23 protein-coding genes are annotated in these 21,655 nt (G+C 71.3%); 15 read left to right on the plus strand and 8 right to left on the minus strand.

Annotated features, from left to right (window positions below; translation table 11 throughout):
- Nucleotides 1-46: 46 nt before the first annotated feature.
- On the plus strand, nt 47-595 hold the full coding sequence (locus OG371_RS31220) for a GNAT family N-acetyltransferase (protein WP_329059051.1): 549 nt from the start codon (nt 47-49) through the stop codon (nt 593-595).
- Here the strand turns inward: OG371_RS31220 and OG371_RS31225 are convergent.
- Nucleotides 592-1,725, minus strand: a complete 1,134-nt coding sequence (locus OG371_RS31225) for a hypothetical protein (protein ID WP_329059052.1) — start codon at nt 1,723-1,725, stop codon at nt 592-594. The genes OG371_RS31220 and OG371_RS31225 overlap by 4 nt on opposite strands.
- Complete coding sequence (locus tag OG371_RS31230; protein WP_329059053.1) at nt 1,722-2,789, minus strand: helix-turn-helix domain-containing protein; 1,068 nt, start codon at nt 2,787-2,789, stop codon at nt 1,722-1,724. The genes OG371_RS31225 and OG371_RS31230 overlap by 4 nt, the downstream gene beginning before the upstream one ends.
- A gap of 315 nt (nt 2,790-3,104) precedes the next feature.
- On the opposite strand from OG371_RS31230, the gene OG371_RS31235 reads away from it, so the two are divergent.
- From OG371_RS31235 to OG371_RS31250, 4 genes are all read left to right on the plus strand, one after another.
- Entirely contained in the window at nt 3,105-3,656 is a 552-nt protein-coding gene (locus OG371_RS31235) for a hypothetical protein (protein ID WP_329059054.1), read from the plus strand.
- Nucleotides 3,657-3,711: 55 nt separating this feature from the next.
- On the plus strand, nt 3,712-4,374 hold the full coding sequence (locus OG371_RS31240; protein ID WP_329059055.1) for a Crp/Fnr family transcriptional regulator: 663 nt from the start codon (nt 3,712-3,714) through the stop codon (nt 4,372-4,374).
- A gap of 72 nt (nt 4,375-4,446) precedes the next feature.
- Nucleotides 4,447-4,797: a hypothetical protein gene (locus OG371_RS31245; RefSeq protein ID WP_329059057.1), complete on the plus strand. Its 351-nt coding sequence runs from the start codon at nt 4,447-4,449 to the stop codon at nt 4,795-4,797.
- A gap of 319 nt (nt 4,798-5,116) precedes the next feature.
- Nucleotides 5,117-6,172, plus strand: a complete 1,056-nt coding sequence (locus OG371_RS31250) for an integrase core domain-containing protein (RefSeq protein ID WP_329059058.1) — start codon at nt 5,117-5,119, stop codon at nt 6,170-6,172.
- 74 nt (nt 6,173-6,246) lie between these two features.
- On the opposite strand, the gene OG371_RS31255 is transcribed toward OG371_RS31250, so the two are convergent.
- Nucleotides 6,247-6,702 carry a GatB/YqeY domain-containing protein gene (locus OG371_RS31255; protein ID WP_329059060.1) on the minus strand — a complete coding sequence of 152 codons (456 nt, stop codon included), beginning with the start codon at nt 6,700-6,702 and terminating at the stop codon, nt 6,247-6,249.
- Nucleotides 6,703-6,865: 163 nt separating this feature from the next.
- Here OG371_RS31255 and fmt point away from each other — a divergent pair, with 163 nt between their 5' ends.
- The 3 genes from fmt to OG371_RS31270 are packed head-to-tail and all read left to right on the plus strand — an operon-like array spanning nt 6,866 to nt 9,716.
- A complete protein-coding gene (gene fmt / locus OG371_RS31260) occupies nt 6,866-7,792 on the plus strand; it encodes a methionyl-tRNA formyltransferase (RefSeq protein ID WP_329059061.1) in 927 nt (308 codons plus the stop codon).
- Complete coding sequence (locus OG371_RS31265; protein ID WP_329059063.1) at nt 7,789-9,213, plus strand: RsmB/NOP family class I SAM-dependent RNA methyltransferase; 1,425 nt, start codon at nt 7,789-7,791, stop codon at nt 9,211-9,213. Before fmt ends, OG371_RS31265 begins: the two co-directional genes overlap by 4 nt.
- Nucleotides 9,210-9,716: a flavoprotein gene (locus OG371_RS31270; RefSeq protein WP_329059064.1), complete on the plus strand. Its 507-nt coding sequence runs from the start codon at nt 9,210-9,212 to the stop codon at nt 9,714-9,716. The genes OG371_RS31265 and OG371_RS31270 overlap by 4 nt, the downstream gene beginning before the upstream one ends.
- Nucleotides 9,717-9,819: 103 nt before the next feature.
- On the opposite strand, the gene OG371_RS31275 is transcribed toward OG371_RS31270, so the two are convergent.
- Together OG371_RS31275 and phoA are read right to left on the minus strand one after the other, a co-directional pair.
- Entirely contained in the window at nt 9,820-10,947 is a 1,128-nt protein-coding gene (locus OG371_RS31275; protein WP_329059066.1) for a serine hydrolase domain-containing protein, read from the minus strand.
- A 106-nt stretch (nt 10,948-11,053) separates the two neighbouring features.
- Nucleotides 11,054-12,445, minus strand: a complete 1,392-nt coding sequence (gene phoA / locus OG371_RS31280) for an alkaline phosphatase (protein WP_329059067.1) — start codon at nt 12,443-12,445, stop codon at nt 11,054-11,056.
- Nucleotides 12,446-12,624: 179 nt separating this feature from the next.
- Here phoA and rpe point away from each other — a divergent pair, with 179 nt between their 5' ends.
- The 5 genes from rpe (at nt 12,625) to OG371_RS31305 (ending at nt 16,336) form a co-directional block, all read left to right on the plus strand.
- Nucleotides 12,625-13,311: a ribulose-phosphate 3-epimerase gene (gene rpe, locus OG371_RS31285; RefSeq protein WP_329059068.1), complete on the plus strand. Its 687-nt coding sequence runs from the start codon at nt 12,625-12,627 to the stop codon at nt 13,309-13,311.
- Between the two features lie 94 nt (nt 13,312-13,405).
- Complete coding sequence (locus OG371_RS31290; RefSeq protein ID WP_329059069.1) at nt 13,406-14,044, plus strand: riboflavin synthase; 639 nt, start codon at nt 13,406-13,408, stop codon at nt 14,042-14,044.
- 56 nt (nt 14,045-14,100) lie between these two features.
- A complete protein-coding gene (locus tag OG371_RS31295; protein ID WP_329073317.1) occupies nt 14,101-15,372 on the plus strand; it encodes a bifunctional 3,4-dihydroxy-2-butanone-4-phosphate synthase/GTP cyclohydrolase II in 1,272 nt (423 codons plus the stop codon).
- Nucleotides 15,369-15,875: a 6,7-dimethyl-8-ribityllumazine synthase gene (gene ribH / locus OG371_RS31300; protein ID WP_091618813.1), complete on the plus strand. Its 507-nt coding sequence runs from the start codon at nt 15,369-15,371 to the stop codon at nt 15,873-15,875. Before OG371_RS31295 ends, ribH begins: the two co-directional genes overlap by 4 nt.
- An 8-nt stretch (nt 15,876-15,883) precedes the next feature.
- Entirely contained in the window at nt 15,884-16,336 is a 453-nt protein-coding gene (locus tag OG371_RS31305) for a PH domain-containing protein (RefSeq protein WP_329059071.1), read from the plus strand.
- 53 nt (nt 16,337-16,389) lie between these two features.
- On the opposite strand, the gene OG371_RS31310 is transcribed toward OG371_RS31305, so the two are convergent.
- From OG371_RS31310 to OG371_RS31320, 3 genes are read right to left on the minus strand one after another with little or no spacing between them, the layout of a single operon-like run.
- A complete protein-coding gene (locus OG371_RS31310) occupies nt 16,390-16,851 on the minus strand; it encodes a phage tail protein (RefSeq protein ID WP_329059072.1) in 462 nt (153 codons plus the stop codon).
- Nucleotides 16,852-16,873: 22 nt separating this feature from the next.
- Entirely contained in the window at nt 16,874-17,665 is a 792-nt protein-coding gene (locus OG371_RS31315) for an exodeoxyribonuclease III (protein WP_329059073.1), read from the minus strand.
- A 55-nt stretch (nt 17,666-17,720) separates the two neighbouring features.
- Nucleotides 17,721-18,437, minus strand: a complete 717-nt coding sequence (locus OG371_RS31320) for a S1 family peptidase (protein ID WP_329059075.1) — start codon at nt 18,435-18,437, stop codon at nt 17,721-17,723.
- A 311-nt stretch (nt 18,438-18,748) separates the two neighbouring features.
- Here OG371_RS31320 and uvrC point away from each other — a divergent pair, with 311 nt between their 5' ends.
- Together uvrC and rapZ are read left to right on the plus strand one after the other, a co-directional pair.
- On the plus strand, nt 18,749-20,746 hold the full coding sequence (gene uvrC, locus OG371_RS31325; RefSeq protein ID WP_329059076.1) for an excinuclease ABC subunit UvrC: 1,998 nt from the start codon (nt 18,749-18,751) through the stop codon (nt 20,744-20,746).
- A 50-nt stretch (nt 20,747-20,796) separates the two neighbouring features.
- Entirely contained in the window at nt 20,797-21,654 is an 858-nt protein-coding gene (gene rapZ, locus OG371_RS31330; protein WP_329073318.1) for an RNase adapter RapZ, read from the plus strand.
- Nucleotide 21,655: the final 1 nt, after the last annotated feature.

Below are 21,655 nucleotides of genomic sequence, written 5' to 3' on the forward strand. Positions count from 1 at the left end.
CCCTTCGACGTCGTGACGCCGGCCCGGTGAGGAGGAGCCCCCACCGATGACCGAGGCTGCCATCAGGTCGGCCGAGCAGGCGGACCTCGCCGTCCTCGCGACGCAGCTGGGGGATCCCGGCTACTTCGAGGACCGCCTGCTCCGCCAGACGAAGGGGCTGGGCGTCCTGTACACCGCGTGGCACGGACCCGAGCCGGTCGGCGACCTCTACCTATGGCTGGAAGAAGCCGAGGAGGCCCCGATCCGGGAACACCTGCCCGGTGTGCCGCTGCTGACCCACCTGGAGGTCCGGGAGGGGCTGCGGAACCGGGGCATCGGCCGGGCCCTCGTCGAAGCGGCCGAAGAGAGCCTGGTCAAGCTCGGCCACGACCTCGGCGCCCTGGCGGTCCGGACGGACAACCACCGCGCCGCGCGCCTGTACCGCAGGCTCGGCTACCACGACTGGGGCCGTGGCGAGGTCGTCTGCAACGCCACGCGGACGGCCCCCGACGGGAGCGTGGTCACCGAGCCGGAACTGTGCCGGGTGATGGTGAAGGACCTGCTGGGCCGCCATCCGAGGCGGCTCGCCGAGGGAGCCTGCGGGCACCCGTCCTAGCGGGCGCTTTGGACGGCATTGGACAGGGAGAGGGCGCCGAACACGTCCTCCATGCTGTTGTTCTCACCGTGCAGGACGGTCAGCATTTCCAGGTAGCTGCTCCACGCCGATCGGTCCTCGCGCCAGCGTTCCAGGTATTCGACGCAGAACTCCGGTTCGATCCGCTCGCTCTGGCTCAGGGCGGCCTTCAGCGACAGGTGCATGTGCTGGGTGTCGCCCCAGTCCGGCGTTTCGTCCAGCAGCTCCCGGATGAGCCGTCGCCGGCTGTCGAGGAAGGTGGTCCAGTAGTCCAAGGTCGCGTTGCCGGGCGCCCGGCGATCGTCGAGCAGCCCGAACAGCCCCTCGGCCAGCGTGTCGCCCAGTTCCTCGGACTCGGCGCGCTGCGGGCTGTGATAGGGGTCGTAGGGCTCCTGGTGGGCGGTGCCGGTGACGGCGGTCCGCAGCAGTCGCTGGTCGTCGAGGAGGAAAAACCAGTCCTCGTTGTAGATGTCGGGGAAGAACGAGCCGAAAGCCCGGCGCTCGACGGCGAGCGCACCGCCGCCGACGAAGGTGTCCTGTTCCCGGCCGGAACTGCGGAGCGCGTGGCAGACGACCGAGTTGTCGGGCATCCCGGAATTGGTCAGCCCGACCGCGGCGTACTTGCCGAGCAGGCCCGCGGCGGCGCCGAGGTCCTTCGGGGCGGGGAAGGCGATGTCGTCGTCCAGGAAGAGGACCCGCTTCCAGCCGGCCAGACTCGCGATCATCAGGCCCAGATTGCGTTTGAGGCTGGTGTCGGTGCCACGGGCGAAACCGAGGTCCGCAAGCAGGGTCTCCGTCTCGAAGCGGGGCAGCAGCCGCTCGCGGTCCAGCAGGCCGAGGTCCACGCCGTAGCCGCGGACCCCGCTTTCCTTGACCGCGACCATCGTCTCCGCCACGGACGCGTCCTTGCTGCACAAGACGATCAGCGTCGCTTTGGTCGCGCGGGCCGCCTCGATCGCGTTGGCGAGGCCTCCCGGCCGGCGGCTGGTGGGCACGATGATCGCATCCAGATTCCGCGGGGTCACGCGAGCCGCGTCGACCTGGTCCACCAGTTTCTGGTGACTGGAGTGCTGGTCGACGAGGACCTGGCCCTCGATCGGCGTCGCTGTCATTCGCTGCCCTTCTGAGACCAGGTGTGCAGACAGGCGTCGGTGAGCGCCCAGTCGGGAGTGATGGCCGCGCCGCGGAAAACGGTGACCCGGCTGATGATGCTGAAGGAGTCCGCCTTGCCGAAACGCTCGTCCAGCCACTCCTGGTTGCGCACCCGGAATCGCTTGTCGGTCAGCGCCCGGACCACGCCGTAGGTCCCGCGACCGAACGTGCCGTTGCACAAGGTCACCGTTCGCTCCGGGTTGAACGGGTTGCGGCCGTGGTAAAGCTGGGCGACGTCGGACACCAGGTGCCCGGCCGGGTCCAGCTCGGCGGAGAAGAACTCGGTGCTGCCGTCGTCGAGGCTGACCTCGAACCCGCCGAGCGGCCCGTCGGGTCCGTCGCGCTGCACCTGCCGCACGGGGAGGCTCATCAGGTTGAGCAGCGCCCGGGCCTGGGTGTTCCAGTCGACCCCGCCGAGCACGATGAGGTGCGCGGTGTTGTCGTCGCGCTTCAGCGGGGTGCGCTCGTCCGTGGTCCGGAAGGTCACCTCGCTGTCGGGGTTGCACATGCGGATGTGGCCCACCAGCTCGACCAGGGAATCGAGGTCCGCGTAGGTGTACAGCTCCACATAATCGGGGCTCTCGGGGTCAGCGAAGGGTTTCTGCCGCAGATACTCCGGCAGCCGGGCGCAGACGATCACGATGTCCTCGTTCGGCGGGAACTGCCACAGGTTGCGGGGTCCCGCGGCTGCTGCGGGCGATCCAGCGTCCGTGTCGATGCCGTCACGCAGCTGCTGGAGCTCCTTCAGGAGCGCGTTTCGCCGATCGCGCTCTTCGGGGAGGAGGTCGACGACCGAAAGCACCCGGTAGGGCTTGCGCTCGATCGAGCGCTTGGTGGCGAAGAAGGCCGCGTATGCCTCGAGCCGGACCGGCGGCGGGACGACCGCGTTCTCCCAGGAAGACAGCAGCCCGGTGCTCACCCCGAAGGCCCTGGCCAGGTGTGTCTGGGTCAGCGCCACCCCCGGCCAGGCCTGCTTGCGCAGGTCACGCAGCCGCTCGGCGAGCGTCACGCTGTCTCCGGCCACAGCTTCAGGCCCTTCAGTGAAATTCAGCCAGTGGGTGAATTCGCGGGAGTCTACCTTACCTCATCGGCAACTGCCCGCAGGGGGACATGAAGGGTGTCGGAACAACGATAGGGGACGTTACATGCAGGTGCAGGGGTTGTGTCGCGTCGGGCACGGCGGTTGTACCAGGAGACTTCAAGCTTTATAGTAGCAAGTGTGAAATTTCAGTAGATTTCAGTACGCTTCTGAAACCCCCAGGAGCCGGCCATGGATTCTCGAGTGCTCGGTATGCCTCTCCACCGGACGATAGTGGCGGTCGACGTCGAAGGATCGACGATGCTGACCAACCCGGAGCGCGCCCTGATGAGGGAGAGGCTGCGGAGCCTGCTCGAGGCGGCGTTCCTCGCCGGCGGGATCGACGAGGAGTTCCGGGACCCGATGATCGACCGGGGCGACGGGGCGCTGTGCCTGGTCCGCCCGGTGGACGAGGTGCCGAAGACCGTGCTGCTCACCAGGTTCGTGCCGGCCCTCGCGCAGGAGCTGTGGCGCGCGGCGGAACAGCCGCGGGGGGAGGCGTTCCGGCTGCGGGTCGCGCTGCACGCCGGCGATGTCCACTACGACGGGCACGGGGCGTACGGCGAGGACATCGACTTCGCCTGCCGCCTCCTCGACGCGCCGGTCGTCAAGCGGTGGCTCAAGAACTCCCCGGACCCGCTGGTCCTCGTCGTCTCCAGCGAGATCTACCGGACGGTGGTGCGGCACGGGTACGAGGGCATCGACAGCGGCGCGTTCGGCCACGAGGTCTCGGTGCGGGTCGGCGGGCAGCGCATGCGGGGACGGATCCGCGGTGCGGAGCCGGTGCTGCCCAGGACCGGCCTCAGCGCGTAAAACCCTGCTGCCGGGCGGAAAATGAAGATCTCGTCGCGACCACGAAGGGCCGGGTATGGAGGTGCAGGGGTTCTGGACCGCGCTCGGCCCCTCCGATCGCGCGAAGATCATGCCGCTCGGGACGCAGCGGGTCTACCGGCGCGGCGAAATCCTCTGCCGCGAAGGGGATCCGGGCGGGATCGTGCTGGTTTTGATCCGCGGGCACGCGCGGATCGTCACCGTGACCGCCGACGGGCGTGAAGTCCTGATCGCCGTGCGGGGGAGCGGTGATGTGGTCGGAGAGCTGGCGGTGCTCGACGGCGGGCCTCGCTCGGCGACCGTCGAGGCGCTGGACGACGTCGAGGCGCTCGAAGTGCCCGGCAGCCGGTTTGCCGCCTTGTGCCGCAGGGAGCCGGAAATCTCGTGGGCGCTGCTGCTCGTCCTGAGCGAACGGCTCCGGGACGTCGGGAAGCAGTGGCTCGACCTCGGCGGCGGGGCGATCGCCAGGCGGGTGGCCGCGCGGCTCATGCAACTGGCCGTTCAGCACGGCGTCCGGCGAGGTGCGGACATCGAAGTCGTAGTGCCCGGAACGCAGGCGGAACTGGCGACGACGGCGGCGATTTCGCGGGAATCGTGGGCGCGGGTCACCCGGGAGCTGCGGGAGCGGGGCGTCATCAGCACCGGCCGGCGCCGGCTGACGATCCATCGGATGGACGAACTGCGAAGACTGGCGCGCTGAACGTGTCTGCTGACACAGATTCCGCGCTCGACCAGGGGTTTGCTGGAGTTCCACCACCGAGGGAGGCACCCCATGGAACCGTTTCTTCCCGTACCGCAACCGATCCGCTGGCGTCGCGGGGTCTACGCGGCCGCGCTGGTCATCCCGTTCACCGTGGCGCAGGTCTGGGCGCTGCTGGTGCTGCTGAGCGTCGCGCCGCTCGACGGGCTCGTCGGACAGGCGTTCCTGGTGTCCCTCGTGGGCTCGCTCGTCGCGGTGGCGGCGGGCTGGCGGTGGACCTGGCTGCTCACCTCCGAGCGCCGCCGCGAGCGCGACCGCGCCCGCGACCTCGAGCGGGCCCGTTACCTCGAGCGCGCCCGCGAGTTCGACCGTGACCACGACTTCGACCGTGACCTCGTGGCCAGGCGCCTGACCCGGGTATGACCACGGCGATGCTGGCGGAGGCCGTCACCGGCGCCTCCGCCGGACCGGCGTCGGTGGCAGTGACGATGGTCGTGAGTGTTCATGCCGGTTAGAACCGTCTGTTGCAGTTCAGGACTTCGTGGACAGTTGATGTTTCAGGACATCGTGGACACTGACCGGCCTGTCGGCGTGGTGACCAGGGCGTGTGTGGTGATCATGCGGCGATGGGCAGAGCAGGGTTTTCGATGGATCCTGAGTTCGTTGCCGCGGTCGCGCAGGTCGCGGCGGGCGAGAAGGTCAACATTGCGCGGTTCTGCCGCGAGCACGGCGTGTCCCGGGGGTGTTCCACAAGTACCTGGCCCGGTTCCGGGCCGAGGGCGTGGACGGGTTCACCCGCCGCAGCACCGCCCCGCACCACCATCCGAGGGCTCTGGGCGCCGGGGTGGCCGAGGCGGTGCTGCGAGCGCGCAAAGAACTAGCCGGTGAGGGCCTGGACAACGGGCCGATCTCCATCCGCTGGCGGCTCGAGGACACCGGGGTCACCCCGCTGCCGTCGCAGTCCGCGGTCTACCGAATCCTGTGCGAGCACGGCCAGATCGTCCCGGAACCCCGCAAGAAGCCCCGGACCCGGCGCCGGTTCGAATACGCCGACCCCAACGGCTGCTGGCAGATCGACGGCATGGAGCACTACCTCGCCGATGGCACCAAGGTCTGCATCATCCAGATCCTCGACGACCACTCCCGCCTCGACGTCGGCTCCTACGCCGCGGCCAGCGAGAACGGCGCCGACACCTGGACCGCGCTGCAACACGCCTTCGCCGGCTACGGCCTGCCCGTGAAAGTGCTGTCCGACAACGGACTGGCCTTCTCCGGCAAACACCGCGGGAGGACGGCCGAGCTGGAACGCCACCTCGCCGAACGAGGCGTGGCCGCCATCGCCTCCTCGGTCTATCACCCGCAGACCTGCGGCAAGAACGAACGCTCCCACCAAACCCTGCAAAAATGGCTCCGCGCCCGGCCCACGCCCACCACGGTGCCCGAGCTGCAACAACTTCTCGACGAGTACCGGACGATCTACAACCACCGCCGCCACCAAAGCCTGGACGGCGAAACCCCGCAGCAACGCTACGACGCCACCCCCAAAACCGCCCCCAGCACCGCCGCCCACCGGCCCAGCGGCGTCACCACCCGCCCCGTCTCCACCACCGGCGTGATCGCCTTCTCCGGCTGCTCCATCGTCCTGGGCCGCGCCTGGGCCGGCCACACCGCGACCGTTTACTGGCAAGGCGACCGCGTCACCGTCATGATCAACAACACCGTCGCCCGCCACCTCACCCTCGACCGATCAGTACGCTACCAACCACTGACCAGCCACAAACCGTCCACGAAGTCCTGAAACACATCTGTTCACGAAGTCCTGAAACATGACAGCCGGTTAGAACCGTCATAGCCACTCACGAGCCCTTCGCGTCAGCCGGCCAGTTGGCGTTTCACTTCGGCGGCCACGCGGCCGCCTTCGGCGAGGCCAGCGACCTTCGGGCGGACCTCCTTCATCACCGCGCCCATTGCGGCCGGGCCGCTGGCTCCGGTCGCCGCGACGGCGGCCGTCACGATGGCCGTCAGGTCCTCGTCCGTGAGCTGGGCCGGGAGGTAGCTCGTGAGCAGTTCCGCTTCGGCGCGCTCGCGGGCGGCGGACTCGGCGCGGCCGCCCTTTTCGAACGCCTCCGCGGCGTCACGGCGCTTCTTCACCTCGCGGGTGATGATCTTGAGCACCTCTTCGTCGGACAGCTCGCGGGCGGTCTTGCCCGCGGTCTCCTCGTAGCCGATCGCTGACAGAGTGAGACGGAGCGTGGCCGAGCGGAGCTGGTCGCGGGCCTTGATGGCGGCGGTCAGATCGTCGTGCAGGGTCGCCTTGAGCGTGGTCATGCCCCGATCCTGGCACCAACCGGGCCCGTTCGCGTCGAGGACAGCGCCCGGTGCGCAGGTCGGGCGCCGGGCCCGCGCCGAGCAGTGGGTGACGGTGCCTTCTAGACTCGACCCCGATGTTCGACCAGTGTGAATTTCCCCTTTACCCGGCGGAGGTGCCGTGATGCGGCTTGTCTTCGCGGGCACCCCCGATCCCGCCGTGCCGTCCTTGCGCGCGCTGCTCGAGTCCGGCCGCCACGAAGTGGTCGCCGTTGTCACGCGGCCCGACGCTCAGGCCGGGCGCGGCCGCCGGGTGGTGCGCTCGCCCGTCGGCGCGCTGGCCGACGAGCACGGCATCGAGGTGCTGACGCCCGCGCGCGCCGGTGACCCCGCGTTCCTGGCGCGCCTGACCGAGCTGGCGCCCGACGCCTGCCCCGTCGTCGCGTACGGGGCGCTGCTGCCGCAGTCCGCGCTCGACATCCCGGTCCACGGCTGGGTGAACCTGCACTTCTCGCTGCTGCCCGCGTGGCGCGGCGCCGCGCCGGTGCAGTCCGCGATCCGCGCGGGTGACGAGATCACCGGCGCCTCCACCTTCCGCATCGTCAAGGAGCTGGACGCCGGGCCGGTGTTCGGCGTGGTGACCGAGAAGATCGGTCCGACCGACACCGCGGGAGCGCTGCTGGGCCGGCTCGCCGTGTCCGGCGCGGACCTGCTGCTGTCCACCATGGACGGCATCGCGGACGGCTCCCTGCGCGCGGTCGAACAGTCTGCCGAGGGCCTGAGCTATGCGCCGAAGATCACGGTGGACGACGCGCGGGTGTCGTTCGCCGACCCGGCGGCGGCCGTCGACCGGCAGATCCGCGCGGTGACGCCGGAGCCGGGCGCGTGGGCGGAGTTCCGCGGCGAGCGCTTCAAGCTGGGACCGGTCACGGTGGTCGACGAACCCGGCCCGCAGCCGGGCGAGATCGTGGTGGAGCGCAAGCGCGTGCTGGTCGGCACGGCGACGAAACCCTTGCGGCTGGGCGAAGTCCAGGCGCCGGGCAAGAAACGGATGGCGGCCACCGACTGGGCGCGCGGTACACGGATCGACGAGGGAGAGCGCCTGCGGTGAACGAGCGAGGCGAACGGCGGCCGTCACGGCCGCAGCGGGACCGTCCGGCCCCGCGCAAGGAAGGTCCGCGACGCCCGCCGGAGGTCGATCCGGCCCGTCAGGCCGCGTTCGACGTGCTGCGGGCGGTGCGGGAGAAGGACGCGTACGCGAACCTCGTGCTCCCGCAGCTGTTGCGCGAGCGCCGGATCACCGGCCGCGACGCCGCGTTGGCCACGGAGCTGACGTACGGCGCTTCGCGGGCCCAGGGCCTGCTGGATGCGGTCATCGGCGCCTGCGCCGAGCGCCCGGTGGAGAAGACCGACCCGGTGGTGCTCGACGCGCTCCGGCTCGGCGTCTACCAGCTGCTGCGCACCCGTATCCCGCAGCACGCCGCGGTCGGGTCCACTGTGGATCTGGTCCGCGCCGAAGCGGGTTCGTGGGCCACGGGATTCGCCAACGCGATCCTGCGCGGGGTGTCCGAAAAGGACGAACAAACCTGGCTGGACCAGCTGGCGCCGGACGAGGCCACCGACCCGATCGGCGCGTACGCGCTGCGCACCGCGCACCCGCGCTGGGTCGCGCGGTCCTTCGCCGAAGCGTTGGGGGACAAGGGCGAGGAGTTGAAGGCGGCGCTGGCGGCCGACGACGCCCGGCCCGAGGTGCACCTGGTCGCCCGGCCCGGCGAGATCAGCGCCGACGAGCTGGCCGCGATCACCGGCGGCGACCCCGCGCCGTACTCGCCCTACGGCGTCCGGCTGCCCGCCGGCGCCGGCGATCCGTCCAACGTCGAGCCGGTACGCGAACGGCTCGCCGCGGTGCAGGACGAGGGCAGCCAGCTGTGCGCGATCGCCGCGACCAAGGCGCCGCTGGACGGCTCCGACGAGCGCTGGCTCGACCTGTGCGCCGGACCCGGCGGCAAGGCCGCGCTGCTGGGCGCGCTCGCGAAGATCAGCGGGGCCCGCGTGGACGCCGTCGAGAAGGCGCCGCACCGCGCGCGCCTGGTCGAGAACGCCACCGCCGGCCTGCCGGTGACCGTGCACGTCGCCGACGGCCGCGAATCCGGACTCGAACCGGGTTACGACCGGGTGCTCGTCGACGCGCCGTGCAGCGGCCTTGGCGCGTTGCGGCGGCGGCCCGAGGCGCGCTGGCGGCGCAAGCCCTCCGACGTCGCGGACCTGACCCGGCTGCAGGGCGAACTGCTCACCGCGGCGCTGGACCTGGTCCGCCCGGGCGGGGTGGTGACGTACGTGGTGTGCTCGCCGCACCTGGCCGAGACCGAGGGCGTGGTCGGCGAGATCGCCCGGCGCAGCAAGGCCGAGGTGCTCGACAGCCGGGAGTTCTTCCCCGGCGTCCCGCAGCTGGGCGACGGGCCGCACGTGCAGCTGTGGCCGCACCGGCACGGCACCGACGCGATGTTCTGCGCCACGCTCCGCAAGCAGTGAGGGACCTCGGGCTGGTCGCGAGCTCGTGCGGTGGGCTGGACACCCGGTTCACCGCCGAGCTGGCGAAGCCCGCGGCCGCGCGCGGCTGGCGTCTCGCGGTCACCCTGACCCCGACCGCACACCGCTGGCTGGACGCCACGGGCGGCCTCGGCGAGCTGGCCGCGACCACCGACCTGCCGGTCCGGCACAGCGGACGGCTCCCGGGCGAGCCGCGGCCGCACCCGGACCCGGCGGTGTTCCTGTTCGCCCCCGCGTCGGCGAACTCGGTGGCCAAGCTGGCCCTCGGGCTCGCCGACAACCAGGCGCTCACCCTGCTCGGCGACGTGCTCGGCGCGCCCGGCGTGACGATCGTGCTCGCCTACCAGATCCAGGACACCCGGGTGCGCCACCCGGCCTGGCGCCGGCACCTGGACACGCTCGCGGGCGCCGGGGTCCGGCTGCACCGGCTCGACCCCCGGCGCCCGTGGTCCGAGGTGCTGGGCCTGCTGCCGCCCGCCGGCTGACCCCGGAACCACCGCCGTCAAGGCCTCCTTACCGGCGCTCTACGCAGGCAAGGAGGCTTTGACGGCGTGGAACCGTGGCCGAACCGCAAGCCCCGCACGCTGCTTAACGCTGGGTCAGTGCCGTTTCGAGAGCGGCGTCGAGGTGCCCGGTGGCGGCGTCCGGCGCCGGGGCCTCGTTGATCATGACGGTGGCGCTGCGGCCGCTGTCGGTGACGCCGGTGCGGCTGAAGAAGCCGAAGATTTCGCCGTCGTGGCCCCAATACCGGCCGCCGCCCGGCAGCGGCTGGGAGATCAGGCCCAGGCCGTAGCCCTGGGTGCTGCCCGGGACCGGCACGGTGCGCTTCATCTCGGCGAGCTGGGCCGGCGGCAGCAGCCGCCCGCCGAGCAGGGCGGTGAAGAACTTGTCGAGGTCGGCGCCGGTGGAGACCAGGTTGCCCGCGCCCGTGGCGATGCTCGGGTCGAAGTCGGTGAAGTCGGCCGGGCCGCTGGTGTCCGGCAGGTTCACGTAACCGCGGGGGTGCGGGCCGGGCAGCGTCTCGTCGCCGCGGCCGGGCAGGGAGGTGCCGGTCAGCCCGAGCGGGCGGACGATGCGGGCGCCGACCTCGTGCGCCAGCGACTGCCCGGTGACCCGTTCCACGAGCATCTGCGCCAGCACGTAGTTGGTGTTCGAGTACGACCAGGACGTGCCGGGCGCGAACAACGGCGGGTGCGCCAGGGCCATCGCGACCAGTTCGGCCGGCTCGGCGCCGCGGTGGCGCAGTTGTTCCGCGTCGCCCTGGAGCAGGTAATCGGTGTAGTTGGGCAGGCCGCTGGTGTGCTGCAGCAGCTGGCGCACGGTGATCTTCGCGCCGTCGTTGCCGTTCCCGGTCACGACGCCCGGCAGGTACTTCGCGATCGGCGCGTCCAGGCGGACCCGGCCCTCGGCGACGAGCTGCAGCACCACCGTCGCGACGAAGGACTTCGTCTCGCTGCCTGCCCGGAACCGCGCGCCGGCCGGGATCGGGGCCCCGGTCGCCAGGTCGCCGACGCCGCTGCGGACGGTCCGGATCCGGCCGTCTTCGCGCACCACGGCCTCCGCGCCCGGCACGCCGTCGCCGGTCGTGAGCACCGCGAGCGCTTGGCGGACCGGGTCGGCCGTGGCCGCCCCGGCCGGTGCGGCGACCACGGCCGCGGTCAGCACGGCGAGCGTGCCCACGGCGGTGATCTGCTTGCAGCGCAAGGACATTTTCATGATCTTCCCCTCGGTCGAGTGCCTGGGAAGATCGTGTCGCGGTGGCGCGGGCGAAACCACCGGGTCAGCCCCCGGCCTGTGCCGGGGGCTGACCCCACCCTCTACCTCAGCGCAGGCGCAGGGCCCGCTTGAGCGTGCCGAACACGTCGGTCTGGTTGGTCAGCCCGACGATGTTCGCCGCCTGCGGGCCGTAGCCGGCGATGCGGACCTGGGTGCCGGTGTGGTCCATCGACTGCCCGGGCATCGCCGTGCCGTAGTTGAGGGTCATGTCCGCGCCCTCGTTCGTGATCAGCGTGGCGGTCTCGCCGGGGCTGACCGTGCCGTTGCCGATGATCTGGCTGGTGTGGCCGTGGTCGGCGGTGACCAGCACCAGCGTGTCCGCGTGGCTGCGGGCGAAGGCCATGCCGGCGGCGATCGCCGCGTCGAAGTCGACCACCTCGCCGATCTGGCCGCACGGGTCGGCCGCGTGGTCCTGCTTGTCGATGCTGGCGCCCTCCACCTGGAGGAAGAAACCCTTGTCGCTACGGCGATCGTCCAGCAGCTGCAACGCCTTGCGGGTCTGGTCGGCGAGCTTCGGCTGGGTGGCCGGCAGGGCCGGGTTCGGGGTGCAGCGCGTCGGCGCGGTGCCGCCGGTCTTGGCCGGCGGGCCGGTCCAGTTCACCGGCAGGTTGCCCTCGGCGAACAGGCCGAGCAGCGGCTTGCCGGGCTTCGCGGCGGCGAGGTCGGCGGCGGTGCGGGCGACCTGGTAGCCCGCGGCCTTGGCCTGGTCCAGCACCGGCCTGCCGGCGAACTTGCCCGCCTTGGCGTTCTGCGCGAAGTACTTGGCGCCGCCGCCGAGCAGGACGTCGGGACGGGTCTGCACGAGCTGCTCGGCGATCGAGCCGGCGCCGCCGTTCTCCTTGGCATTGGCCGGGCAGAGCCTGCTCGTCTCGTCCGGGCCCTTGCAGTCGCGGCTGACCACGTGCGAGCCGAGCACGGCCGGGGTGGCGTCCTGGACCTCGGCGGTGGTGACGTCGCCGGTGCGCAGGCCGGCGCGCTTGGCCAGCTCCAGGATCGTCGGCACGGGGTTGCCGTACGCGTCCACCGAGATGGCGCCGTTGTAGCTCTTGGTGCCGGTCGCCCAGCCGGTGCCCGACGCCGCCGAGTCGGTGACGTAGTCGGGCTTGGCCGGGTTGCCCTTCTCCACCGCGTACGTGGTGTAGTCGCCGGTCAGCGGCAGCTCGTCCATGGCGAGCCGTCCGGCCGCGCCGCGGGAGTAGTTGCGCGCCGAGGTGATCTCGGACTGGCCCATGCCGTCGCCGATGAACAGGACCACGTTCCGCGCGCTGCCGCCCTGGATCGCGTTCCGCACCTCCTGGGTGCGGTCGCCGGCCGAGGCGGCGCGGACGCCGGCGTCGTCGGGCGTCGCGAGGGCGGTGCCGCCCGCGGCGGCGACCAGCACGGCGCCCAGCGCGCCGGCGGTCAGCCACTTGCGGCGGCCTGCGAAGAGCGTTCTCATCGGTTCTCCTAGCACGGGGGTTTTAGGCGGTACATCCGGAAGTTCCGGACTGGGTCATTAGTCCGCCCGCATGTGTTCCGGGCGCGGAATCGCGGTGAGCGAGGAATGTCCGTAAAGCGAACAACCAGGGCGTCACAGCCGGTGAGCAGCGGCGGGGGACGGCCTCCTACACTCGGGTCGTGGCCGAACGACCCCTCATCGCACCCAGCATCCTGTCCGCGGACTTCGCCCGTCTGGGCGAGGAGATCGCCGCCGTCGCGCACCCCGGGGAGACCCGCGCGGACTGGGTGCACGTGGACGTGATGGACGCGCACTTCGTGCCGAACCTGACGCTCGGCCTGCCCGTGGTCCAGTCGCTGCTGAAGTCCACCGACGTGCCGGTCGACTGCCACCTGATGATCGACGACCCGGACCGCTGGGCGATCGGGTACGCCGAGGCCGGCGCGTACAACGTCACGGTGCACGTCGAGGCGGCCGCGGACCCGGTGATGCTGGCGAAGAACCTGCGCGCGGCCGGGGCGAAGGCGGGCCTGTCGATCAAGCCGGGCACGCCGCTGGAGCCCCACCTCGAGACCCTGAAGCACTACGACACGCTGCTGGTGATGTCCGTGGAGCCGGGCTTCGGCGGGCAGTCGTTCATGCCGGACGTGCTGGACAAAGTGCGCACCGCGCGCCGCCTGGTCGACACCGGGCACCTCAAGCTGGTGGTGGAGATCGACGGCGGGATCAACGCCGACACCATCGAGCAGGCCGCCGAAGCGGGCGTCGACTGCTTCGTCGCCGGCTCCGCGGTTTACGGCGCGCAGGACCCGGGCAAGGCGGTCGCCGCGCTGCGCGAGCAGGCCGCGCGGCACCGGGCCGGCTGACGCCCGCGCCCGGGGGAGCACCCGGGCATCGGCGGGTGTTGGATGGAAGGCACCCGGTTCGGCGGGTGGTTTCTTCACACGGGAGGCAGCAGCGGTGTTCACCGGCATAGTCGAGGAAGTCGGCGAGGTCACGGCGGTCGAGCAGCTGCCGAACGCGGCGCGGCTCAGCGTCCGCGGCCCGCTGGTCACCTCCGACGCGGGCCACGGCGACTCGATCGCCGTGAGCGGCGTCTGCCTGACCGTGGTCACGGTCTCCGGCGGCGAGTTCACCGTGGATGTGGTGAACGAGACACTTCAGCGTTCCAGCCTCGCGAAGGTGGCCGTCGGCGACGCGGTGAACCTCGAGCGCGCCACCCCCGCGGGCGGGCGGCTCGGCGGGCACATCATGCAGGGCCACGTGGACGGCACCGGCGTCTTCCTCTCCCGCGACGAGCAGGGCGTGACCACGTTCGCCCTGCCCACGGGCCTGGGGCGGTACGTGGTGGAGAAGGGCTCGATCGCCGTCGACGGAGTTTCGCTGACCGTCGCGGCCATCACCGAGGACTCGTTCTCGGTCGCCCTGATCCCGACCACGCTGGAGGTCACCACCCTCGGCCGCCGGACCGCGGGCGACCTGGTGAACCTGGAGGTGGACGTGGTGGCGAAGTACGTGGAGAAGCTGGCCGTCCCGCATCTGGCCGGCCGGGCGCACAATGACCACGTCAGCGGGGACGGCACGAAGGAGCAGGCGTGAGCGAGACGAGGGCAGCGGAGCCGCAGGCGGGGTGGACGCCCTGCGGTGCCGGCGCGGTGTTCGACGCCGACGCGATCGAGGCGGCGATCGCCGACATCGCCGCGGGTCGCGCGGTGGTCGTGGTGGACGACGAGGACCGGGAGAACGAGGGCGACCTCATTTTCGCCGCGGAGAAGGCGACGCCGGAGCTGCTGGCGTTCATGGTGCGGTACACCTCCGGTTACGTCTGCGTGCCGTTGACCGAGGCCGAGGCGGACCGGCTGGACCTGCCGCCGATGTTCCACACGAACCAGGATGCCCGCGGCACCGCGTACAGCGTGACCGTGGACGCGGCCGAGGGCATCAGCACCGGCATCTCGGCGGTGGACCGGGCGCGGACCATCCGGCTGCTGGCCGACCCGGACTCGAAGGCCGCCGACTTCCGCCGGCCCGGCCACGTGGTCCCGTTGCGCGCCAAGGAAGGCGGCGTGCTGCGCCGTCCCGGCCACACCGAGGCGGCGATCGACCTGGCCCGGCTGGCCGGGCTGCACCCGGCGGGAGTGCTCTGCGAGATCGTGTCGCAGAAGGACGAAGGCGAGATGGCGCGGCGGGACGAGCTGGAGGTCTTCGCCGCCGACCACGGCCTCACGATCATCAGCATCGCCGACCTGATCGCCTACCGGCGCCGTACCGAGCGGCAGGTGGAGCGCGTCGCCGAGGCGCGGATCCCGCTCGCCGCGGGCACTTTCCGCGCGGTCGGCTACGACAGCCTGCTGGACGGCATCGAGCACGTCGCCTTCGTCTACGGCGAGATCGGCGACGGCGAGGACATCCTGGTCCGCGTGCACTCCGAGTGCCTCACCGGCGACGTCTTCGGCTCGCTGCGCTGCGACTGCGGCCCGCAGCTGGAGGCGGCGCTGCAGGCGGTCGCGGACGAGGGCCGCGGGGTCGTGCTCTACATCCGCGGTCACGAGGGCCGCGGCATCGGCCTGCTGCACAAGCTCCAGGCCTACCAGCTGCAGGACGCCGGCGCGGACACCGTGGACGCGAACCTGGCGCTCGGCGTGCCCGCCGACGCCCGCGACTACGGCACCGGCGCGCAGATCCTGTGCGACCTGGGCGTCCGGTCGATGCGGCTGCTCACGAACAACCCGGCCAAGCGCGTCGGCCTGGAGGGCTACGGCCTGCGCGTGACCGGCCGCGTGGCGCTGCCGATCTCGCCGAACCCGGAGAACCTGCGGTACCTGCGCACCAAGCGCGACCGGATGGGGCACGACCTCGCGCAGCTGGAGCACTACGAGCAGGTGACCGCCGCCGAGCCGGGCGCAGAAGGGGAGAGCGAGCGATGAGCGGGGAAGGGCGTCCCGACGTCCAGCTGGACCTGAGCGACTGCAAGGCGCTGCGGCTGGGCATCGTGGCGACGCGGTGGAACGCCGGGATCACCGACACGCTGCTGGAGCGCGCGCTGGTCGCGGCCAAGGAGGCCGACCTCGAGGAGGAGCCGACCGTGGTCCGCGTGGCCGGCGCCGTGGAGCTGCCGGTGGCGGCCCAGGCGCTGGCGCGCAACCACGACGCGGTCGTCGCGCTGGGCGTGGTGATCCGCGGGGGCACCCCGCACTTCGAGTACGTCTGCGACGCGGTGACGGCCGGCCTCACGCGGGTGGCGCTGGACGAGAGCACTCCCGTCGGCAACGGCGTGCTGACCTGCGACACCGAGGAGCAGGCACTGGCCCGGTCCGGGAAACCGGGCTCGGTGGAGGACAAGGGCTACGAGGCCGCCGTCGCGGCGCTCGACACCGCCCACGTGCTGCGCGGCCTGCGCCAGCCGTGGACCGAACGGGGATTCGTGTGAGCGCGAGCATGACCGACCAGCAGACCGCGACCCTGGTGATCCGCCCCCGGCGGACGCTGATCATGTGCAGCGTGCTGGCGGTGCTGCTGCTGGGCGTGTTCATCGTGGTCGCGGTCCTGCTGCGCAACTCCCACACCGGCGTGGTGTTCGAGCCGGCCGACCAGGCCGCGATGATCGGCATCGGCATCCTGCTGGCGGCGGGCACCATGCTGTTCGCCATGCCGCGGGTCCGCGCGGACGCGGACGGCGTCGAGGTCCGCAACGTCCTGGCCACCCGCCGCTTCGCCTGGACGGACGTGCTGTCGGTCAGCTTCCCGGACGGGGCTTCTTGGGCTCGTTTCGAGTTGCCTGAGGATGAGTACTTCTCGGTGATGGCAGTACAAGCCGTGGACCGCGACCGCGCCGTCGCCGCGGTGCGCGCCCTGCGCCGGCTGCACCGGGCGGCACACGAGGCGGCTTGACTCAGGTGAAGCTGTAGCGCAGGAATTGCCTGGCGTCGCGCAGCAGGCTTCGGTCAGTACTCGTTCTTGATCACGAAGTACGAGCCGCGGATGGTCCCGGCCAGCTTCGACTTCTGCCGGGCGAACTTGAACGAGCCGAGTTCCGCGGGGACCTCCATCCCGTCGGAGAGCTTGAATCCGACTGCTCGTTTGCCGGCTTCGTCGAGGGTGTACATGACGTTGATCGACAGGCCGCTCTTGTAGAAGACGTAAGCGATCCGGATGTTTTCGACCTGGAACCCAGTCGCCTCGAGCGGGGACGAAGAGATGACGATGCCGCGTTCCGCGTCGAGGATCCGGTGCACCCAGTCGACGGTCGGCTGGGCGCTGCCCGCCGGCTCGACCGTGAAGACGTGGTCGTACTTGTTCTTGAAGTACCGGGCCTCGTTCGCCCGCAGGCCGGCGAGCGCGTCCGCGACCGGCGACGACTCGAGGCCGGCGGTCGACACGGTGGTGAAGTCCACGGTGTACGGCATGGTGAATTCCTCCCGGTAGGTCTCAGGCTGGTGCGGGCTGAAGGGAAAGGTCGACCACAACCGGCGCGTGGTCCGAAGCTCCCTTGCCCTTCCGCGCCTCACGATCCACATAGGAATCCGTCACCGCCCCGGTGAACGCGCGATTCCCGTACACCAGGTCAATCCGCATACCCCGGTTATTGGGAAAGTTTCCCGCCCGGTAGTCCCAGTAGCTGAACGGGTGGTCGTACTTCAACGCCCGCGGGAACACATCCGCCAGCCCGGCACCCCGCAACCGCGCCAAAGCCGCACGCTCAGGCTCCGTCACATGCGTCGAGTCCGCAAAAGCCGCGATGTCCCAGACATCCTCGTCCGCCGGGGCCACATTGAAGTCGCCCAGCACGGCGAACGGCTCCTCCGTAAGTTCCGCCGAAACGGTCTGCCGCAAGGCTTCCAGCCACTCCAGCTTGTACGCGTAGTGCGGGTTGTCCGGCTCGCGCCCGTTGGGCACGTACACCGACCAAACCCGGACGCCCCCGCAAGTCGCGCCGATCGCGCGGGCCTCGGTGGCCTCGTTGAACTGCGGTTCGCCCGTCAGGCCCCGGGTCACCGAGGACAGTCCCACCCGGGAGAGGATCGCGACGCCGTTCCAGCGGCCCAGGCCGTACGCGGCGGTCTCATAGCCCAGCGAGCGCACGTCCTCGACCGGGAAGGCCTCGGTGGTGTTCTTCAGCTCCTGCAGGCACAGCACGTCGGGGGCCGAGTGCGCCAGCCAGTCGAGCACCCGCGGCAGCCGCGGGGTGATCGAGTTGACGTTCCAGGTCGCGATGCGCATGCCCATCAGGATAGGGGTGCGCGGCCGGTCCTACCCGCCGCGCACCCCGCCGGGCTCAGACTCCGGCCGTGGTCCGGATCCACGAGCGGCTGGACGCGACGCTCGCGTAGTTGTTGGTGCCGCGGGTGTTCGTGCCGCTCTGGTTCTGCACCGTCGAGGCGACGCCGACCTGCGCGCCGTTCGACATCTCAGGCCCGCCCGAGTCGCCCTTCCACGCCGAGCCGTTGACGCCGACGCTCTGGATCGCGCGGCCGCCGTACGCGTCCGTGGAGCGGCCGGTGACCTGGACGTTCGCCACCTTCAGCGCGGACGCCGGCGGTCCGGTCGGGGTGGTGCGGCCCCAGCCGTAGAGCTGGTTGGTGCTGCCGTTGGCCGGGTCCGCGCTGCCGAGCGTGACCGGCGCGGCGCTGGTGGTCTGCGCGAGGTGCAGCAGGGCGATGTCGCCGTTGGGCGACTCCTGCTTCTGGTCGACGGCGATCTTCGTGCCGCCGAACAGGGTGTTGGTGCCGACGCGCACGAACATGCCGCTGCCGTCCTCGTCGAGGCAGTGCACGGCGGTCATCACCCAGCTCGGCGCGATGACCGTGCCGGAGCAGTTGAAGCCCTGGAAGTCGCGGCCGGGGGTGTTGACGTACACCTGCGCGCCCCAGCTGACCGTGGGCGCGGTGCCGCCGCCGACGATGTCCGTCTGGGCGGACGCGGCGGCGCCGCCCGCGAGGGTCAGCGCGACGGCGGCGGCGGTGACTGCGCCGGCGATGCGGATTCTGCTCAAGGCGGGATCCTTTCGGGGACCGGTGGGGACCGGGGGAGACGCCGAGTGCTCTCGGCCGAACGGAAAGTAACCGCGCGCTGACCAGGGCCGGAACCGACGAACGTCGCTTCTGTCCGGAGTACCCGACTTCCGTCGGGTCACCGGAACCGCCGTCAAGGACTCCTTGCCCGCGTCCTACGCCGGTAAGGAGTCCTTGACGGACTTGCCGGCGAGGGGCCTCGCGAAACTGTCGGTGCCGCGCCATAGGACCACCCATGTCCCCACCGCCACCCTCAACGGAGGCACTTCGTGCCACTGCGTAGATTCGAACCGTGGCTGACCCGACCACCTACCGTCCCTCGCCGGGGAGCATCCCGGACGCGCCCGGCGTGTACAAATTCCGCGACGCCGCGAAGCGGGTCATCTACGTCGGCAAGGCGAAGAGCCTGCGCAGCCGGCTGAACTCCTACTTCGCCGACCTCACCGGCCTGCACCCGCGCACCCGGCAGATGGTCACCACCGCCGCCGGCGTCGAGTGGACCGTGGTCAGCACCGAGGTCGAGGCGCTCCAGCTGGAGTACAACTGGATCAAGGAGTTCGACCCGCGGTTCAACGTCCGCTACCGCGACGACAAGAGCTATCCCGTGCTCGCGGTGACGATGAACGAGGAGTACCCGCGGCTGCACGTCTACCGCGGCGCGCGAAAGAAGGGCGTCCGCTACTTCGGCCCGTACGCGCACGCGTGGGCCATCCGCGAGACGCTCGACCTGCTGCTGCGCGTGTTCCCGGCGCGCACCTGCTCGGCCGGGGTGTTCCGGCGGCACGGCCAGATCGGCCGGCCCTGCCTGCTCGGCTACATCGACAAGTGCTCGGCGCCGTGCGTCGGGCGGGTCTCGGCGGACGAGCACCGCGGGATCGTCGAAGACTTCTGCGACTTCCTGGCGGGCCGGACCGACGCGATGGTCCGGCGGCTGGAGCGCGAGATGGCGGCCGCGTCCGAGGAGCTGGAGTTCGAGCGCGCGGCGCGGCTGCGCGACGACCTCGGCGCGCTGCGCCGGGCCATGGAGAAGCAGGCCGTGGTGCTCGGCGACGGCACGGACGCCGACGTGGTCGCCTTCGCCCACGACGAGCTGGAGGCCGCCGTCCAAGTCTTCCACGTCCGCGGCGGGCGGGTGCGCGGGCAGCGCGGCTGGGTGATCGACAAGGCCGAGGAGATGGACGTCCCGGCGCTGGTCGACCACTTCATCACGCAGTTCTACGGCGAAGAGTCCGAGCGGGCGGACTCCGGCGATGTGAACGGCGGGCCGGTGGTGCCGCGCGAGGTGCTGGTGCCGGAGCTGCCCGCGGACGCCGAGGCGCTCGGCGAGTGGCTGTCCGGCCTGCGCGGCTCGCGGGTGAGCCTGCGCGTCGCCCAGCGCGGGGACAAGAAGGCGCTGGCGGAAACCGTGGCGCGCAACGCCGCCGAGGCGTTCACCCAGCACAAGCTGCGCCGCGCCGGCGACCTCACCGCGCGCTCGGCCGCGCTGCAGGAGCTGCAGGACTACCTGGCGCTCGACAGCGCGCCGCTGCGCATCGAGTGCATCGACATCAGCCACATCCAGGGCAGCGACGTGGTCGCGTCGCTGGTGGTGTTCGAGGACGGCCTGGCGCGCAAGTCCGAGTACCGCCGGTTCGCGCTGCGCGAGGCGGCGGACGAGGGCGACGTCGCGTCGATCGCCGAGGTGGTGCGCCGCCGGTTCCACCGCTACCTGAAGGAAAGCGCGGAGGAGGCGGCGGACCGCGACACCGCGGCGGACGAGGGCGCCGAGCCGCCGCGTCCCGGCATCGACCCGGAGACCGGCCGGCCGCGCAAGTTCGCCTACCCGCCGAACCTGCTGGTGGTCGACGGCGCGGGTCCGCAGGCCACCGCGGCCGCCGAAGTACTGTCGGAGCTGGGCATCACCGACATCGCCGTGGTCGGCCTCGCGAAGCGGCTGGAGGAGGTCTGGCTGCCGGCCGACCCGGACCCGGTGATCCTGCCGCGTACGTCCGACGCGCTGTACCTGCTGCAGCGGCTGCGCGACGAGGCGCACCGGTTCGCCATCCGCTACCACCGCGAGAAGCGCGGCAAGCGCATGCAGGCGTCCGAATTGGACAGTGTGCCCGGGCTCGGGCAGGCTCGGCGCACCGCGCTGATCAAGCACTTCGGCTCGGTGAAGAAGCTCAAGCAGGCCAGGGTCGAAGAGATCGAGGCGGTGCCCGGCTTCGGCAGGCGCACCGCGGAGGCCGTGGTGGCGGCACTGGCCGGGGAGACCGGTGCCACCGCCCCGGGAGGGGAACAAGGGCCGTGATCGGAGAAGGAACCATCGTGAGTGCGCAAGAGGACAACCGGGGAACCGGGATGGAGGTCGCCGTCGTCAGCGGCCTGTCGGGGGCAGGGCGTTCGACCGCGGCGAAGTGCCTGGAGGACCTGGGCTGGTTCGTGGTGGACAACCTGCCGCCGGAGCTGATCGCCACCATGGTCGAGCTGGGCGCGCAGGCGCGCGGCGCGATCACCAAGGTGGCCGTGGTGATGGACGTGCGCTCGCGCGCGTTCACCGACGACCTGGCCTCGGTGATCAAGGACCTCGACGCGCGGGGTTACAAGCCGCGCGTGCTGTTCCTGGAGGCGACCGACGCGGTGCTGGTGCGCCGGTTCGAGGCGGTCCGCCGCGGTCACCCGATGCAGGCCGACGGCCGGCTCGCCGACGGCATCACCGCCGAGCGCCGGCTGCTCGCTCCGCTGCGCGAGGAGGCCGACCTGGTGCTCGACACCTCCGCGCTGTCGGTGCACGACCTGCGCGCGAAGATCGAGGACGCGTTCGGCTCCGAGGCGAGCACGCAGACCCGTGTCACGGTGCTCTCGTTCGGCTACAAGTACGGCCTGCCGATGGACTCCGACCTGGTGATGGACGTGCGGTTCCTGCCGAACCCGTTCTGGATCCCGGAGCTGCGCGAGCACACCGGGCTCGACGGCGAGGTGCGCAACTACGTGCTGTCGCAGGAAGGCGCCGAGGAGTTCCTCGACCGCTACCACCAGCTGCTGCGGCTGATCGGCGCGGGCTACAAGCGCGAGGGCAAGCGGTACCTGACCCTGGCGGTGGGCTGCACCGGCGGCAAGCACCGCAGTGTGGCGATCTCCGAAGAGCTCGCCCAGCGACTGTCCAATGAGGACGGAATGGCCGTGAAGGTGGTGCACCGCGACCTTGGCCGCGAGTGAG

Source organism: Amycolatopsis sp. NBC_01480 (assembly GCF_036227205.1).
GTDB lineage: Bacteria > Actinomycetota > Actinomycetes > Mycobacteriales > Pseudonocardiaceae > Amycolatopsis.

What these genes read in the sequence shown, in the direction of transcription:
- phoA (WP_329059067.1), bottom strand. Translation starts at nt 12,445, where the DNA reads ATGAGAACGCTCTTCGCAGGCCGCCGCAAGTGGCTGACCGCCGGCGCG.
- OG371_RS31245 (WP_329059057.1), top strand. Translation starts at nt 4,447, where the DNA reads ATGGAACCGTTTCTTCCCGTACCGCAACCGATCCGCTGGCGTCGCGGG.
- OG371_RS31310 (WP_329059072.1), bottom strand. Translation starts at nt 16,851, where the DNA reads ATGCCGTACACCGTGGACTTCACCACCGTGTCGACCGCCGGCCTCGAG.
- rapZ (WP_329073318.1), top strand. Translation starts at nt 20,797, where the DNA reads ATGGAGGTCGCCGTCGTCAGCGGCCTGTCGGGGGCAGGGCGTTCGACC.
- OG371_RS31240 (WP_329059055.1), top strand. Translation starts at nt 3,712, where the DNA reads ATGGAGGTGCAGGGGTTCTGGACCGCGCTCGGCCCCTCCGATCGCGCG.
- OG371_RS31220 (WP_329059051.1), top strand. Translation starts at nt 47, where the DNA reads ATGACCGAGGCTGCCATCAGGTCGGCCGAGCAGGCGGACCTCGCCGTC.
- OG371_RS31255 (WP_329059060.1), bottom strand. Translation starts at nt 6,702, where the DNA reads ATGACCACGCTCAAGGCGACCCTGCACGACGATCTGACCGCCGCCATC.
- OG371_RS31225 (WP_329059052.1), bottom strand. Translation starts at nt 1,725, where the DNA reads ATGACAGCGACGCCGATCGAGGGCCAGGTCCTCGTCGACCAGCACTCC.
- OG371_RS31315 (WP_329059073.1), bottom strand. Translation starts at nt 17,665, where the DNA reads ATGCGCATCGCGACCTGGAACGTCAACTCGATCACCCCGCGGCTGCCG.
- fmt (WP_329059061.1), top strand. Translation starts at nt 6,866, where the DNA reads ATGCGGCTTGTCTTCGCGGGCACCCCCGATCCCGCCGTGCCGTCCTTG.
- OG371_RS31235 (WP_329059054.1), top strand. Translation starts at nt 3,105, where the DNA reads ATGCTGACCAACCCGGAGCGCGCCCTGATGAGGGAGAGGCTGCGGAGC.
- OG371_RS31305 (WP_329059071.1), top strand. Translation starts at nt 15,884, where the DNA reads ATGACCGACCAGCAGACCGCGACCCTGGTGATCCGCCCCCGGCGGACG.
- OG371_RS31275 (WP_329059066.1), bottom strand. Translation starts at nt 10,947, where the DNA reads ATGAAAATGTCCTTGCGCTGCAAGCAGATCACCGCCGTGGGCACGCTC.
- ribH (WP_091618813.1), top strand. Translation starts at nt 15,369, where the DNA reads ATGAGCGGGGAAGGGCGTCCCGACGTCCAGCTGGACCTGAGCGACTGC.